This is a genomic window from Ruegeria sp. BE3 (genome assembly GCF_056538865.1).
This window is the reverse complement of sequence record NZ_JBQFTW010000012.1, coordinates 71812-87690: the sequence shown is the minus strand read 5'-3', so window position 1 is coordinate 87690 and position 15879 is coordinate 71812. Positions and strand designations below refer to the sequence as shown.

14 protein-coding genes are annotated in these 15879 nt (G+C 59.0%); 9 read left to right on the top strand and 5 right to left on the bottom strand.

All coding sequences use genetic code 11. From position 1 onward, the window contains the following. Positions 1-1125 (top strand): COG4223 family protein (locus tag ACR0AZ_RS19560; RefSeq protein WP_480668094.1); only part of this gene is annotated, 1125 nt, incomplete at its 5' end. A 10-nt stretch (positions 1126-1135) separates the two neighbouring features. Then, complete coding sequence (locus tag ACR0AZ_RS19555) at positions 1136-2623, top strand: heme biosynthesis HemY N-terminal domain-containing protein (RefSeq protein ID WP_480471292.1); 1488 nt, start codon at positions 1136-1138, stop codon at positions 2621-2623. Positions 2624-2632: 9 nt separating this feature from the next. On the opposite strand, the gene ACR0AZ_RS19550 is transcribed toward ACR0AZ_RS19555, so the two are convergent. The 5 genes from ACR0AZ_RS19550 to ACR0AZ_RS19530 form a co-directional block, all read right to left on the bottom strand. Further along, a complete protein-coding gene (locus ACR0AZ_RS19550) occupies positions 2633-3406 on the bottom strand; it encodes a citryl-CoA lyase (protein WP_480471291.1) in 774 nt (257 codons plus the stop codon). Further along, a complete protein-coding gene (locus ACR0AZ_RS19545) occupies positions 3403-4590 on the bottom strand; it encodes a CaiB/BaiF CoA transferase family protein (protein ID WP_480471290.1) in 1188 nt (395 codons plus the stop codon). Before ACR0AZ_RS19545 ends, ACR0AZ_RS19550 begins: the two co-directional genes overlap by 4 nt. Next, positions 4580-6091 carry a tripartite tricarboxylate transporter permease gene (locus ACR0AZ_RS19540; protein ID WP_480471289.1) on the bottom strand — a complete coding sequence of 504 codons (1512 nt, stop codon included), beginning with the start codon at positions 6089-6091 and terminating at the stop codon, positions 4580-4582. Before ACR0AZ_RS19540 ends, ACR0AZ_RS19545 begins: the two co-directional genes overlap by 11 nt. Position 6092: 1 nt before the next feature. Beyond that, complete coding sequence (locus tag ACR0AZ_RS19535) at positions 6093-6575, bottom strand: tripartite tricarboxylate transporter TctB family protein (RefSeq protein WP_480471288.1); 483 nt, start codon at positions 6573-6575, stop codon at positions 6093-6095. A gap of 69 nt (positions 6576-6644) precedes the next feature. After that, complete coding sequence (locus ACR0AZ_RS19530; RefSeq protein ID WP_480471287.1) at positions 6645-7625, bottom strand: Bug family tripartite tricarboxylate transporter substrate binding protein; 981 nt, start codon at positions 7623-7625, stop codon at positions 6645-6647. Positions 7626-7734: 109 nt separating this feature from the next. On the opposite strand from ACR0AZ_RS19530, the gene ACR0AZ_RS19525 reads away from it, so the two are divergent. From ACR0AZ_RS19525 to ACR0AZ_RS19495, 7 genes are all read left to right on the top strand, one after another. Further along, on the top strand, positions 7735-8403 hold the full coding sequence (locus ACR0AZ_RS19525; protein ID WP_480471286.1) for a response regulator transcription factor: 669 nt from the start codon (positions 7735-7737) through the stop codon (positions 8401-8403). Then, positions 8393-9760: a sensor histidine kinase gene (locus ACR0AZ_RS19520; protein WP_480471285.1), complete on the top strand. Its 1368-nt coding sequence runs from the start codon at positions 8393-8395 to the stop codon at positions 9758-9760. Before ACR0AZ_RS19525 ends, ACR0AZ_RS19520 begins: the two co-directional genes overlap by 11 nt. Continuing rightward, entirely contained in the window at positions 9739-10737 is a 999-nt protein-coding gene (locus tag ACR0AZ_RS19515; RefSeq protein ID WP_480471284.1) for an ABC transporter substrate-binding protein, read from the top strand. The genes ACR0AZ_RS19520 and ACR0AZ_RS19515 overlap by 22 nt, the downstream gene beginning before the upstream one ends. A gap of 77 nt (positions 10738-10814) precedes the next feature. Continuing rightward, entirely contained in the window at positions 10815-11897 is a 1083-nt protein-coding gene (locus tag ACR0AZ_RS19510) for an MHYT domain-containing protein (protein WP_480668095.1), read from the top strand. A 139-nt stretch (positions 11898-12036) separates the two neighbouring features. Next, entirely contained in the window at positions 12037-12870 is an 834-nt protein-coding gene (locus ACR0AZ_RS19505) for an FAD binding domain-containing protein (protein ID WP_480471283.1), read from the top strand. Positions 12871-12882: 12 nt separating this feature from the next. Continuing rightward, entirely contained in the window at positions 12883-13377 is a 495-nt protein-coding gene (locus tag ACR0AZ_RS19500; RefSeq protein WP_480471282.1) for a (2Fe-2S)-binding protein, read from the top strand. Continuing rightward, a complete protein-coding gene (locus ACR0AZ_RS19495; protein WP_480471281.1) occupies positions 13374-15791 on the top strand; it encodes an aerobic carbon-monoxide dehydrogenase large subunit in 2418 nt (805 codons plus the stop codon). The genes ACR0AZ_RS19500 and ACR0AZ_RS19495 overlap by 4 nt, the downstream gene beginning before the upstream one ends. The last annotated feature ends 88 nt before the right edge of the window (positions 15792-15879 follow it).

Sequence of the window (15879 nt, the reverse complement as noted above, 5' to 3'; positions counted from 1 at the left end):
GAAGCCGAAGCCGAAGCCGAAGCCGAAGCCGAAGCCGAAGCCGAAGCCGAAGCCGAAGCCGAAGCCGAAGCCGAAGCCGAAGCCGAAGCCGTCGAAACGACTGCGTCCTCAGAAGAAACCGCGCAAGAGAAAGTGATCGAACGCACCGTAGAAAAGCGCGGTGGGTTTGTGCCGGCTTTGCTGGGTGGTGTTGTTGCTGCCGGGATCGGATTTGCCTTGGGCAGCGGTGGGTTTTCTTCTCAAGGGACCGACAGCGCGGATGCGATTGCCGCACTTGAATCCAAGTTGGCGGATCAATCGGATCAGATCGCTAAGCTGACTAGCTCCTTGAGCGACGGCCCGGATGTCTCGGCCCTGACCGATCAGATCAAAGCGCTTTCAGACAAGCTTGCGCCCGTTGAAACGGATCTGAGTTCGGTGAAATCCAGCGTTGATACGCTGGCGGGGCAGGTCAAACCGTTGGGAGACCGCCTCTCAGCGCTTGAAGCGAATCCGATTGAGGCGGGCGTTTCGCCTGAAACCGCCGCTGCTTTTGAGACTGAACTGAAAAAACTGCAGGATTCGCTGGCCGCGCAACGCAGCGAAGTTGAGAAGATGGTATCTGATGCGCAGGCGCTTGAGGCCAAAGCCTCGGCTGAGGCGCGCGCAGCGACCAATGCCGCGATCCTGTCGCGATTGCATGGCCAGTTGGATGCGGGTCAGCCGTACACAGAATTGGTTAGCGAACTAAAGGCGGGTGGTGTTGACGTTCCGGATGCTTTGGCCGGGCCGGCGGATAATGGCGTCGAGACGATCTCAGCCCTGCGCGCCTCTTTCGCTCCGGCGGCGCGGACGGCATTGGCGGATGCGCGGGATGCGAATAAGGGCACCGGCCTGGTCGCATTTCTGCAGCGTCAGACCGGCGCGCGCTCGGTCACCCCGCAAGAAGGTGACAATCCGGATGCAGTCCTGTCGCGCGCTCAGGCGGCGCTGTCGGATGGTGATTTGTCCAAGGTGCTGAGCGAATTGAACTCTTTGCCCGAAGCGGCGCAGACCGCGTTGGCGGATTGGGCGCAGGCGGCACAAACGCGGCTCTCGGCTGTTGAGGCTGCAAATACGCTGGCTTCAAGCCTGAACTCGAACTGAAGGACCTGCCATGCTGTGGTCATTGTTAAAGATCCTTGTTTTTGTTGCGATTATCGGTCTGCTGGCCATAGGTGCCGGGTACCTGATGGAAACCAGTGGTGGGGTGCAGATCACCGTCGCGGGCACCGAATACACGCTGGGGCCGCTGCAATCGGTGATCGCGTTGGGCGTGCTGGTGTTTGCGGTCTGGCTGTTCTTCAAGCTGCTGACGCTGCTGATAGCGACGCTGAAATTCCTGAATGGAGATGAAACAGCCCTTTCCCGGTATTTCGACCGCAGCCGCGAGCAGCGCGGGTATCAGGCGCTGGCGGATGGGCTGATGGCGCTGGCCTCGGGCGAAGGGCGCACGGCGATGACCAAGGCCAGCAAGGCCGAGAAGTTGTTGAACAAGCCTGAGCTGACTAACCTTCTGGTGGCGCAGGCCGCCGAGATGACGGGTGATACCAAGAAGGCGGAAGAGACTTACAAGAAGTTGGTAACTAACAATGCCACGCGGTTCGTGGGTGTGCGCGGGATCATGAAGCAAAAGCTGGCTTCGGGTGATGATGACACCGCGCGCAAGCTGGCCGAAAAGGCGCTGGCGCTGAAACCGCGCCATGAGGAAACGCAGGATATCTTGTTGAACCTGCAGACCAAGGCGCAGGATTGGGCCGGGGCGCGGTCGACTTTGACATCAAAGCTGAAGGCGGGTCACCTGCCGCGTGACGTGTTCAAACGGCGTGATGCGGTTCTGGCCCTGTCCGAGGCCAAAGAGATTTTGGCAGACGGGGCGACGGTCGAACAGCAGGAACACGCGATTGAGGCCAACCGCCTGTCACCCGATCTGGTGCCCGCTGCCGCGATGGCGGCGCGGGCCTATATCGAAAAGGGCAAGGCGCGGGCTGCAACCAAGATTCTGAAAAAAGCGTGGGAGGTGCAGCCGCACCCCGATCTTGCCCATGCCTTTGCTGAAATCGCGCCCGAAGAAACGCCGGAACAACGGATCAAGCGGTTTACCGCGCTGACGCGCATCCACCCGGAAAACATGGAAACCCGCCTGATCCTGGCCGAGCTGAACATCGTGGCCGAGGATTTCCCCGAAGCGCGTCGTGCGCTGGGCGATGTGGTTGAAAAGCAGGGCGATGCCCGCGCTTATACGCTGATGGCGGCCATTGAGCGGGGTGAGGGTGCCTCGAACGCGGTGGTGCAGGGCTGGCTGGCCAAAGCGCTGAATGCGCCACGCGGGCCGCAATGGGTTTGTGACAACTGCCATGACATTCAGCCTGAATGGGGCCCGGTCTGCCAAAACTGCGGCAGCTTCGATACGCTCAGCTGGCAAACGCCCCAGACGCCCGAGATCGCAAGCGCGACTGGTGTGCATATGCTGCCGCTGATCGTGGGCGCGCTGGAGGATCAGTCTGAGGCCGAAGATGAACCGGAAGCCGAAGCGCCCGAGGCGGAAGAGGTGATTGAGGTCAGCGCCGAGCCGGTTGAAGTTGAGGAAGAGAAACGGGCTTAGCGGTTTGCGCTAGGAAGTTTCGCCGGTATAGGTCCAGCGGTATTTGGGCGGGGTGGGTCCTTTGTTGCGCCCACCTTGCTGCATCTGCTCCCATGCATGCGCCAGAATTCCGACCGAACGTGACAGGCAGAACAGACCGCGCGCAAGGGGTGGGGCAAAACCCAGCTCGGCATAGATGACGGCGGTGGCCCCATCGATATTCATCGGAACCGGCTTCCCTTTTCGTCGCCAAAGCGCAGCTTCCACAGCGCGCCCGATTTTCATGTATCGCCCTTCGCAAGCCCCTACTTCGACGGCTTGTTCGACCAATTCCATCAGTCTCGGCGCGCGCGGGTCGGTTGGAGTGTGAAACCTGTGGCCAAAGCCGGGCAGAATCTTTCCGCTAAGCGCGGTCCAGTCATCCAACGCGGTATCCAGGTCCTCGGAGTGGGTGTCTATGAAATGATATAGCTCGACCGCTTGCTCTCCGGCCCCGCCGTGGACGTCGCCCAACATATTGACTGCGCTGGCCATGGCGTTGTTCAGAGGTAGGCCGCAGGTCACCGCCATCCGCGCGGTCGCGATTGAGGGGGCTTGCGGGCCGTGATCCACGGCTGCGACCAAAGCTGCTTCGAATAATCGGGCCTGTGCGGATGTTGGCCTGTCACCACGCACCATCAGCCAGATCATTTCTGCGAAGCCAACTGTGCCGATCAGGTTTTCAATCAGCTGACCACGCAATGCAATCCGCCCAGGTTCCATATCAATGATGGCCGTCTGCCACCAGTCGGCCACGTCACTCATATGATTCCCTCTTTCTGCAGGGCGTCGATCTCGGCGTCTGACAAGCCCAGCTCGGACCAGATCGCAGCGTTGTCGGCGCCAAGTACGGGTGGGGCGGTTTGGGGCATCTTGCGTTGGCTATCCATGACCACCGGACTGCCCGCCAGACGCATGTCTTCACCGTAAGCCGAGAGAGTTCCGATCAACCCCCGGCCCTCCATTTGATCATCCGACAGTGCCTCAGGCACCGTCAAAACCTGCCCTGCAGGTACGCCGAGCGCGTTCAATTCGCGAACCCAATCTGTGGCTGGTCGGGTGATCAACGTGCGTTCGAGCTCTTGCCGAAGGGCATGACGGTTTTGTTTGCGATCTTCGCGAGTCTGATAGTCGGGATGGGTTAGCAAATCCTCTCGGCCCAGATGTCTCGCCAAGGTCAGCCACTGTTCATCCCGATTGGCCGCGATGTTGATCGGGCTGTCGGATGTGGCGAAGGTTCCTGACGGGGCTGAGGTCGTGTTTTCGTTGCCATGGGCACCCGGCTGAACACCCCCCAATATGTAGTTCGAAACAACCCATCCCATTGTCGAAATAACAGCCTCGGTCATGGCAACATCGAGAAACGCCCCGCGTGGATTGGCGTTCAAGGCCGCGCTGATGGCAAAGGCTGCAGTCAATCCGCCTACGGTATCCGCCAAAGGATAGCCGACGCGATAAGGCGCTGTATCGGGCGCGCCGGTGATGGACATGACTCCGCTGAGGCCCTGGGCAATCTGATCATAGGCCGGATCGTTACGGCGTGGACCGTTCTGACCGAACCCGCTGATCGCGCAATAGATCAGGTTGGGATTTTCAGCGCGCAAGACCTCATAACCCAGCCCCAGCCGGTCCATCACACCGGGGCGAAAGTTCTCAACCAAAACGTCTGCGGTTTGAACCAGCCTTTTAAGCAGTGCCTTTCCCTGCTCGGCCTTCATGTCTAGCGTGACAGACTTCTTATCGGCGTTTTGTGCCAGAAAGCTGATGCCCATTCCGGCCTTGTTCCGGTCGGGATCCGCGCCCAGCTCGCGGGCCAGATCACCGGTTCCGGGGCGTTCAACCTTGATGACCTCGGCCCCCATCAGCGCCAGTTGGTAGCAACAATAGGGGCCCGCCAGAACATTGGTCAGGTCAAGGACGCGGACCCCCGAGAGCGGCTCAGTCGCCATCGGCCACGCCTGCCGCCCGCGCCTTTGCACGACGTGCGCGGTAGCTTGGCAGCAGAACCAACAGCACGGCGATGACCAGCAAGCCCAGCGTCATTGGGCGTTCCCAAATGAAGGCGATACCGTCGTAGAGCTGCATGGAGCGAGCGAAATTATCCTCCATCATACCGCCGAGGATGAAGCCGATCAGCAAGGGAGCAAGTGGATAGTCTGCAAACTTCAGTGCCGTGGCACAGACCCCGAACCCGACCAGTATCAGCAGTTCTGTGGCGTTGTTCTGCCCGATATAGGCCCCCATCAAAGTGAAGAACAGGATGAACGGGATCAGATAGTTGCGCGGAACGGCGAGCACCTTGGCGATGTAGGGGATCAGCGGCAGGTTCAGGATCAGCAGGACGAGGTTGCCGATGAACATCGACATGATGACCGCCCAGAAGATCTGCGGCTCATCGATCATCAGACGCGGACCGGGTGTGACGTTCAGCGCGATCAGCGCGCCAAGCAGGATGGCAGTGGTTCCCGATCCAGGAATGCCCAGTGTCAGCAGCGGTACGAATGAACCGGTACAAGCCGCGTTATTTGCCGCTTCAGGCGCTGCAAGCCCCTTAATAGAGCCTTTTCCAAACTCTTCCTGCTCTTCTTTAGGGGCAATGTTACGCTCGACCGCATAGCCAAGGAAGCTGGCGATGGTCGCCCCCGCGCCTGGCAGGACGCCGATAAAGAATCCCTGAGTCGATTGGCGGCCAATGACCGGAGCGATGGCTTTTGCCTCGTCTTTCGTGATGCGCAGGTCTTTGATTTCGCCATCATCGCCTTGCAGGTCTTTGGGTTTGAGGACCAGGAACAGGGCCTCAGGTAAGGCGAACATCGCCATGGCCAGCGTTATGAAACCAAAGCCGGATTGCAGATCCATGATACCCATGGTGAAGCGCGGCAGGTTGAACAACGCACCTTCGCCAACGGTGGCCATGATCAGGCCGAGGATGGTCATGATCAGTGCCTTGGCCACCTGACCCGAGCCCGCGAAGGCGGCGATCGCAGATAGGCCCACAACCATCAGTGCGAAATATTCAGCCGAATGGAACAAAAGCGCGACCGACGACAGGGCAGGGGCGAACACCATCAACAGAATTGCACCCAGCGTCCCACCAGCAAAACTTGCGATTGCAGCGATGGTCAGAGCTTTCCCGGCCTTGCCTTGTCGCGCCATCGGATAGCCGTCAAAGCTTGAGGCCACCGTGCCCGCGACCCCCGGCGCGTTCAGCAGAATGGACGACGTCGAGCCCCCGAAAATCGCGCCGTAATAGACCCCGGCTAACAGGATCAGAGCAGCGGATGGGTCTCCCATCGAAATCGCGACCGGAATCATGATCGCGATGATCGACATCGGTCCCAGCCCGGGCAGCATGCCGATGAATGTGCCAATAAGGCAGCCCGCGACGACCATCAGCAGGTTTTGAAGCGAAAAGGCCGTTTGTAGGCCGATCAGAAGTCCTTCGAGCATGTCAGCCTCCGAACACGCCCGGCAGGGGACGCATGTAAATTCCAAGAACTTCCTGAACCAGATACCAGACTGCTCCGGTTGCGATCAGAGCCACGGGCACCATGATGTGCCACTTGCGCTCGCCCAGAATATACGAGCCGAGGATCAGGAAGGCCGAGGTGGCGATCAGAAAGCCGACCGGGCGCAAACACAGCGCATAGACGACCATCAGCACCAGCAGCGAAATCGCCTGACCCAGATGGTATTCGCCCAGACGTCGGTAATCGATATCCGCCTCTTTCAGCTCGCTTTTTTCAAAGCCCAGCAGGATGATCGTCGAGGCGATGATCCCGAGGATGGACAGAACCTTGGGGAAGGTACTGGGCCAAATCGGGTTTCTTTGCATGAAAGGGGGCAAGCTGCCGTCCATCGTAAACCAGGCCGCATAACCGTAGGTTAGACAAATCCCAAGCAGAACAAGCGCGATCCAGCGATCCAGCGCCATGGTGTCCCCTCCCATCTTATTGTTGTGTGTTTTGGGGCAGAGCGGTGGCCCGCTCTGCCGGAGCCGCCTTTAGAGGAAGCCCAGTTTCTTCATCAGATCGCTGATCTGCTTTTCTTGATCTTCAAGGAAGGCCGAGAAATCGTCGCCCGAGTTGTGGATGTTCACCCAACCATTCCGCGCACGTACTTCTTCCCATTCGGGTGTTTCATACATCTTGGTGATGGCGTCCTGATAGGCAGCCAGCTTGTTCTCAGGCAGTCCGGGGGCTGCGAAGAAACCGCGCCAGTTGACGAAGGTGGTGTCGATCCCCTGTTCCTTCATGGTCTGTGCGTCCGGGGCGGCATCCACGCGCTCCTCGGCGGTGACGCCGATGATCTTCACCTCACCCTGATTGGCCAGATCGACAGCTTCCGAGAAGCCAGTCGACAATGCCGCGATCTCACCAGACAGCAGCGCCGCCATGGCCTTACCGCCTGCATCATAGGGGATGTACTTGACGCCCAGCGCATCTTTGCCAGCCGCTTCCATCACCATGGCTGCCACCAGATGGTCCATGCCGCCCGGAACCGAACCGCCGCCGATTGCGGTAGCGCCCGGATCCGCATCATAGGCAGCCAGCAGGTCTGCCATTGAGTTGATCGGGCTGTCCTTACCGACCACGATGGCCGCATAGTCGCCAATGGTGCCTGACACCAGGGTCAGGTCGCGGAAGTTATGCGGGAATACACCCGTCAGCGACCGGATCACGATGGGCGTCGAGTTCACCATCAGGGTTCCGTGATTGCTTTCGGCGTTTTCGATCAGATAGCCGATGGCCTTACCGCCGCCGCCGCCCGACATGTTCTCGTAAGACGCGGTGCCGACAAGGCCCGCATTTGTCAGCGCCTCTCCGGTCCCGCGCGCGGTGCCGTCCCAGCCTCCGCCAGCGCCGCCGGGGATCAGAAAGTGGATGCTGTCCACAACCTGGTCCTGCGCCAGCACGGGGCCGGTCAGGCCGACTGCGGCCACAGCTGCGATCAGGGCGCGACGGCCCAGTTTGAATGTTGTCATGATGTCCTCCCATTTGACATCCGGCCGCGGGGCGGCTCAGATTATTGGGAAGTTTAACCACACGAACCTGACATCAACCTGTCACGCGTTAGGATACGCCCCCACCCTCATGAAATTCCTTCTGGTCGAAGATAATCTGGATCTCGCAAACGCGATGTGTGCCCGTATGCGTCTGGATGGACATGTCGTTGATCATGCAGCAAAATTGGACGATGCGACAGCCTATGCCGAGATCGAGGAATACGACCTGATCCTGTTGGATATCATGCTGCCTGATGGGGACGGGCGGGACTTTCTGGAGCGTCATCGGGCCCGTGATCCTGATACGCCTGTCATCGTTCTGACCGCGCGCAGTCAGGTTTCGGATCGAATCGGATCGCTCGATCTGGGGGCGGATGACTATGTGACCAAGCCCTTTGATCATGCCGAATTGGAGGCCCGGTGCCGGGCCGTTCTGCGCCGTAAATCCGGAATTGCCAAATCAAGGATTGAGGTCGGCGGGATCGTGTTTGACCCGGTGGCCGGCCATCTGTCAGTCCGGGGTGAGACGATATCCCTGCGTAACCGCGAGCTGCGAATGATGGAGCTGTTCATCAACGCGCCGGGGCAGGTTTTTTCGAAACAGAAGCTGGCCGACAGGTTGTTTTCTTACGACGACAACGTCTCGGATAACGCGATCGAGGTCTATGTGGGCCGATTGCGCAAGCACCTTGAAAAGTCCGAGTTGAAAATCACCACCCTGCGCGGGTTGGGCTACAGGCTGGATCATGACGGTTAGCCCGGCTGTATCAGGATCGCTCAGAAATCGTCTTGTGCTGGCACTGATCAGCGGCGCGGCGCTGCTGGCTGTTCTATTGTTCTTCGCGGTTCGAAATTATGCAGCACAAGTGGCGCAGCAGGGGCAGGACAACATCCTTGGTGCCTCGGCGGCGTCGATCCTCGATGCGGCGGCGCTGCGCGACGGGCAGCTTGAGATCGATATTCCCTATGCCGCATTTTCCATGCTGGCGACGCCATCGGATGACCGGGTTTTCTATGCGATCTATCAGGATGGTGCGTTCATATCGGGGTATGAGGATCTTGAGGTCGCTCAAGACACGGATGACGGCAATTGGACCTTTGGTGCGGGCGAGTTGCGGGGCGAGCGCATTCGGCAAGTCAATGCCAGTCGCACTCTGGTCGGTCTGGGCCGTCAGACAGAGATCGAGGTCGCACTTGCGCAGACACAGGATGCATTGGCCGAAACGCTGGATCAGATTTCGCGTAACGCGGCCTTTCTGGGGATCGGGTTTTTCATACTGACAGCAGCCCTGTCCTTCTGGGTCACAACCGCAACCATCGGACAGCTGAACAAGCTGACGACCTCGGTGACCCGTCGCGGACCACAGGACCTGAGCCCGTTCCGAAAACCGGTGCCCAAGGAAATGGCCCCTTTGGTGTCTTCGCTGAATTCATTGATGGGGCGATTGGATCAGTCCCTCAGCCAGTCGGAAGATTTCATCGCTGAGGCGGCGCATCGGGTGCGCACGCCCTTGGCGACCGTCCGGTCCTACGCCGAGGCGACCTTGCAACGTGTTGAACGCAAGGAAAACCGGGAAGCCCTGCGCGCGATGGTGCGTGCCATCGACGAAAGCTCTCGGGCGGCAGGGCAATTGCTGGATCATGCCATGATCACATTTCGCGCCGATCATCTGGAACGAGAGGATCTTGATCTTGTCGCCCTGACCCATGAACTTGTGCAGCGTTTGACGCCCATCGCCGAGATGAAAGACCTCTCGTTATCTCTGATAGGTGATGCATCGGTGCGGTACTCGGGCGATCCGATCCTGCTGCAGAACGCTGTGCGCAATATGGTCGATAACGCATTGAAATACGCGCCCTCCGACAGCACGGTCGAAATCAATGTCACCGCAATGCCTCAGACCCAGATCAGCGTCAAAGATTCAGGCCCCGGATTTCCGCCCGATGAGATCGGCATGCTGACCCGCCGCTTTGAACGGGGCCAGAATGCCACCGGAACCATCGGCTCGGGTCTGGGTCTGACCATCGTGCAGGACGTGGCGACCGCGCATGGCGGCACGCTCGTTTTGACCAATCAACCAGAGGGCGGCGCATGCGTTACTTTATCGCTCTGATCCTGCTTCTGCTGCCGAGTTTCGGAGCGGCCGAGGACTGGGAGGATCGTCAGCTGTTCAACGATGGGGCGGAGGGTGCGCCTCTGCGTGTCATATCAAGTACCGACACCGTTCTATTCGCACCGTTCATCGAGGACTTTGTAACCAGAAATCCCAATGTTAGTGTCGAATATTTGGTTTCCGGAACTGCCGATATTTATGAGCGCGTACGTGCGACGCCTGATGCATTCGATATCGTTATTTCCAGTGCGATGGATTTGCAGTTGAAGCTCACCAATGACGGTTTTGCGCTGCCACTGGACGATATGCCTGTTCCCACTTGGGCGCAGTGGCATGACAGTCTGTTTGCCTTCACTTCCGAGCCTGCCACCATCGTGGTAAACCGCGCCGCCTTCGAAGGTCAGCCCATTCCACAAACACGTCAGGGCTTGATCGAGGCGCTGCGTGAACGGCCCGAGACGTTTCGGGGTAAGGTCGGTACTTATGATGTGCGGCAGTCCGGGCTGGGCTATCTGTTTGCCACGCAGGATGCGCGCGTGTCGGAAACTTATTGGCGTTTGATGGAGGTAATGGGCAGTCTGGATGTCCGGTTGTATTGCTGTTCCGGGGACATGATCCGCGATCTGGCCGACGGAGAAATTCTCGTTGCCTATAACGTGCTGGGTAGCTACGCGGCGGTTCAGGCCGAAGGCAAAGACGCGCTTGAGATTATATTGCCGTCGGATTTCCAGACCACGATGATGCGAACGGTCATGGTTTCGAAGGCGACACAAAGACCTGAAGTTGCCGAAGCTTTCGTGCGTTATCTGATTACTGGCACAGCGCAATCGTCACAGCGACCACCACTGCCAGTCTTGTCTGCGTCCGCCGACGGTGAGCAGGAAGCAATCGGATTGAACCCGGCGTTGCTGACCTATCTGGATGTATTGAAACGCAGAAAATTCATATCCGCCTGGGAGAACGCCGTTATTCAATAGTGATGCCAGCACCGATTGTACCGGGCGATTCCGTTTGCTAACGTCGCCCTCGCGTCGGGGAGGGCGTGACAACCCAAATGCTGGACTATTCACATAACGCCTGGCTTGTGGCGGCCTCATTGGCCGTGGCGCTAATGGCCGGGTTCACCGGCCTCTACCTGACCCATGGCGCATCCCGGCTGGACAGTCAGCGACGCAAGCTTGTCGTTGCCCTAGCGGCGGTCATTCTGGGCGGTGGGATCTGGTCGATGCATTTCGTTGCTATGCTAGGTCTGCAACTGCCGATCCTGTTCTATTATGACGCTCTGATCACTCTGATCTCTGCTCTGGTGGCGATCCTGATGGTCGGGCTGGCACTGCTGCTGCTGCATTTTCGCCCGCGCACGTCGCAGACAATGATCGGGTCCGGGGTGATCGTGGGGCTCGGGATCGTGGTGATGCACTATATCGGCATGGCCGGAATGCAATTGTGCCGCCCGGTCTACAATGTTCTGGATGTTTTGCTTTCGACGCTGGCCTCGGTGATGCTGTCCGTGGCGGCCATCTGGGTCGCCTACGGCAACCGCACGCAGCGCAACATCCTGCTCGGAACGGTCTGCTTCGGGCTGGCCGTATTTACCATGCATTTCGTTGCAACCGGTTTGACTGACTTCGTCGCCAGCGACAGTGCTGGTGGCGCAGGGCCAGTGCTGGATAATCAGGTTCTGGCGATGGGTGTCACAGTTTCGGTTTTTCTGATCTGTGGTGCCTTTCTGTTAACCGGGATTTCGTTCATCGAACCAAAAGAACAACCAAGTAGTGAGCCTGCGCCTGAACCGGCGACATTGCGCGCCGGTGTCCCGTTCGAGCGTGAGGGTCAGACCTTTTTCACCAAACCCGCCAGTATCGCCGCCATTCGGGCTGAAGGGCATTATACCGTCCTCTATATCGATGCCGAAAAACTGTTCTGTCCATGGTCGATAACCGAGGCAGAAGCGCGGTTGAAACCCGACGGTTTTTTGCGCGCCCATCGCAGTTATCTGGTGAACCCCAAACACGTCTCAAGTTTTGAGCGTCACAAGGACAATGGCACCTGTTATTTCGACGGTGTCGATGCATTGGCCAAGGTACCGGTTAGCCGGTCGCGCCTGACAGATATTCGCGAGGCGCTGGGCGTCTAATCGCAGCTCGTGCAGCTTATTCGCATTTCGTGAAACAAGCTGCGCGCCCTGTTTCTACATTCTGGAACGCCGGAGTGCGCCGTCCTTTTCTGACCTCAGGGCCCCCAAGGCATACCGCTCGGACCCAGGGAGGAAAAACATGATACCAGCCGGTTTTGAGTATCACCGGCCAGGCGACATCGCCTCGGCCATCGGCATTTTGCAGGAACACGGAGACGAGGCGCGCGTGATCGCGGGTGGGCACAGCTTGATCCCGATGATGAAGCTGCGCATGGCCGAGATGGGCCATCTGATCGATCTTCAGGCCATCGAGGAACTCAAGGGAATTCAGGTCGGGTCCGACAACGTGACGTTGGGTGCGATGGTCACTCAGCACGAAATGATTACCCATGACGGTCTGGCTACGGCCATCCCCCTGATCCGCGAAGCGGCATTGCAGATCGCTGATCCTCAGGTGCGCTATATGGGCACGGTCGGCGGCAACGTCGCCAATGGCGATCCGGGCAATGACATGCCGGGGTTGATGCAGTGCTTGAATGCGACGTTTGAGCTGTCTGGCCCCGATGGAAATCGTAGCGTTGCGGCGCGTGAGTTTTATGAGGCCGCCTACTTCACCGCGCGCGAGGATGAGGAAATCCTGACCCGGATTTCAATTCCAGTGCCGGGCGCAGGCGTGGGTCAGGCTTATGAAAAGCAAAAGCGCAAGATCGGAGATTATGCGACTGCAGCCGCCGCTGTGATGGTCGGAAATGGCACAGCCTCGGTCGCGATGACCAATCTGGCCGACACGCCAATCTGGTCCGAAGGCGCGAGCAGCGCTTTGGCGGGCGGTGATGTCGAAGGCTGCGTGGCCGCAATGCTCGACGCCATCGACCCGGTCGAAGACAATCGCGGCCCCGTCGAATTCAAGAAACACGTGGCCGCCGTCATGCTGCGCCGCGCCATCGACCGTGCGCAAAGCCGCGCGGGTTGAGGAGGGGAAACCATGTCAAAAATGCACGTCAAACTCACCGTGAACGGCAAGCAGGTCGAAGGTCTGGCCGAGCCGCGCACATTGCTCATTCACTTCCTGCGGGAAGATCTGAAAATCACCGGTCCCCATATCGGTTGCGAGACCAGTCATTGTGGGGCCTGCACCGTGGATATCGACGGCAAATCCGTCAAATCCTGCACAACCTTTGTGGCACAGGTGAACGGAGCTGAAATCACTACTGTCGAAGGCCTCACCAATGACGATGGCAGCCTTGGGGTTCTGCAAGAGATGTTCCGCGAACATCACGGGCTGCAGTGCGGTTTCTGCACGCCAGGCATGATTACCCGCGCGCATCGTCTGCTGCAGGAGAACCCGAACCCGACCGAGGAAGACATCCGCTTTGGAATGGCGGGGAACCTCTGCCGCTGCACCGGATATCAGAACATCGTCAAGGCGATCTCGGCCTCGGCTGACATGCTGAACGCTCAGAAGGAGGCTGCGGAATGAACGACCAGACTCTGACCCCCGAAGAACGCGCCGCCAACCTCAAAGGCATGGGCTGCGCCCGCAAACGTGTCGAGGACGTGCGATTTACCCAAGGCAAGGGCAACTATGTCGATGACATCAAACTGGACGGGATGCTGTTCGGTGATTTTGTGCGCTCCCCCTACGCACATGCCCGTGTCGTCAGTGTGAACAAAGAGGCGGCCTTGGCCTTGCCCGGTGTCGTTGCCGTTCTGACTGCCGAGGATCTGTCGCCGCTGGGTCTGCACTGGATGCCGACGCTGGCCGGTGACAAACAGATGGTGCTGGCCGACGGCAAGGTGCTGTTTCAGGGCCAGGAGGTTGCCTATGTGGTGGCCGAAGATCGGTATATCGCAGCGGATGCGGCGGAGCTGGTCGAGGTGGAATACGAAGAGCTGCCCGTCATTACCGACCCGTTCGAGGCGCTGAAATCCGACGTTGTACTGCGTGAAGATCTGGAAGGTCAGACCGAAGGCGCCCACGGCCCGCGCAAGCATCACAACCATATCTTCACTTGGGAACAAGGCGACGAGGACGCGACCGAAGCGGTTCTCGCCGAGGCTGATGTGGTGGCGGAAGAGATGGTTTATTACCACCGCACACATCCTTGCCCGCTGGAGACCTGCGGCTGCGTGGCGTCGATGGACAAGGTGACCGGCAAGCTGACGCTCTATGGTACGTTCCAGGCCCCGCATGCGATCCGGACCGTGGTTGCGCTGATCTCGGGGATCGCTGAACACAATATCCGCGTGATCAGCCCTGATATCGGTGGCGGTTTCGGCAACAAGGTGGGGGCCTATGCAGGCTATGTCTGCTCGGTTGTGGCCTCGATCGTCACCGGCCAGCCGGTGAAATGGGTTGAGGACCGGATGGAAAATCTGATGTCCACCGCCTTTGCCCGCGACTACTGGATGCAGGGCAAGATCGCCGCGACCAAGGATGGCAAGATCACCGGTCTGTGGTGCCATACCACTGCGGATCACGGTGGTTTTGACGCCTGCGCCGATCCGTCTAAATTCCCGGCGGGCTTCATGAATATCTGTACCGGGTCGTATGACATCCCGACCGCTTATCTGGCCGTCGATGGGGTCTATACCAATAAGGCTCCGGGTGGTGTGGCTTATCGCTGTTCCTTCCGCGTGACCGAGGCCGCCTATTTCATCGAACGGATGATCGAGGTTCTGGCCATCAAGCTGAACATGGATGCGGCCGAGCTGCGCCGGATCAACTTCATCAAGGCTGATCAGTTTCCATATCAGTCCGCGCTGGGCTGGGAGTATGACTCGGGTGACTATCACACCGCTTGGGACAAGGCGTTGAAAGCTGTCGACTACGAGGGCCTGCGGGCTGAGCAAGCGCAGCGGATCGAGGATTTCAAGGCAGGCAAGACCCGCAAGCTGCTGGGGATTGGTCTGACGCATTTCACGGAAATCGTGGGTGCGGGGCCGGTCAAGAATTGCGACATCCTTGGGCTGGGCATGTTCGACTCGTGCGAAATCCGCATCCACCCGACGGGCTCCGCCATCGCGCGGCTGGGGACGATCAGCCAGGGTCAGGGCCATGCCACGACCTTTGCCCAGATCATCGCCAGCGAGATTGGTCTACCCGCGGATGATATCACGCTTGAAGAAGGCGATACGGACACCGCGCCTTACGGGCTTGGAACCTATGGATCGCGGTCAACGCCTGTGGCAGGTGCTGCGACGGCGATGGCCGCACGTAAGATCCGCGCCAAGGCGCAGATGATCGCAGCCTATCTGCTTGAGGTCCACGACAACGATGTCGAATGGGACGTGGACCGCTTTGCCGTCAAAGGCGCGCCCGAGCGGTTCAAGACCATGAAAGAAATCGCCTTCGCCGCTTACAATCAGGCCATTCCCGGCTTGGAGCCCGGTTTGGAGGCGGTCAGCTATTATGATCCGCCGAATATGACTTATCCGTTCGGAGCCTATATCTGTGTCATGGAGATCGACGTGGATACCGGTGAATGGGAAGTCCGACAGTTCTATGCGCTGGACGATTGCGGCACCCGGATCAACCCGATGATCATCGAAGGCCAGGTCCATGGTGGCGTGACCGAGGCGCTGGCCATCGCGATGGGTCAGGAAATTGCCTATGATGAGATGGGCAATGTGAAGACTGGCACGCTGATGGACTTCTTCCTACCGACCGCGTGGGAGACGCCGAATTATACCACCGACCACACGGTAACGCCGTCTCCGCACCATCCGATTGGCGCCAAAGGCGTGGGCGAAAGCCCGAATGTGGGTGGTGTGCCTGCATTCTCGAATGCGGTGCATGATGCATTCCGGCCTTTTGGGTTGGTGCAGAGCCATATGCCGCATGACCACTGGCGGATCTGGAAGATCGCCAATGGGTTGGGGATGCATGGGTGATTGAGGTCGGACCGGCTATGGCCGGTCCGACCAAGCAAGGGGGCGCTGCCCCCTTGGACCCCCGGGATATTTTTAGCCAGATGAAGAA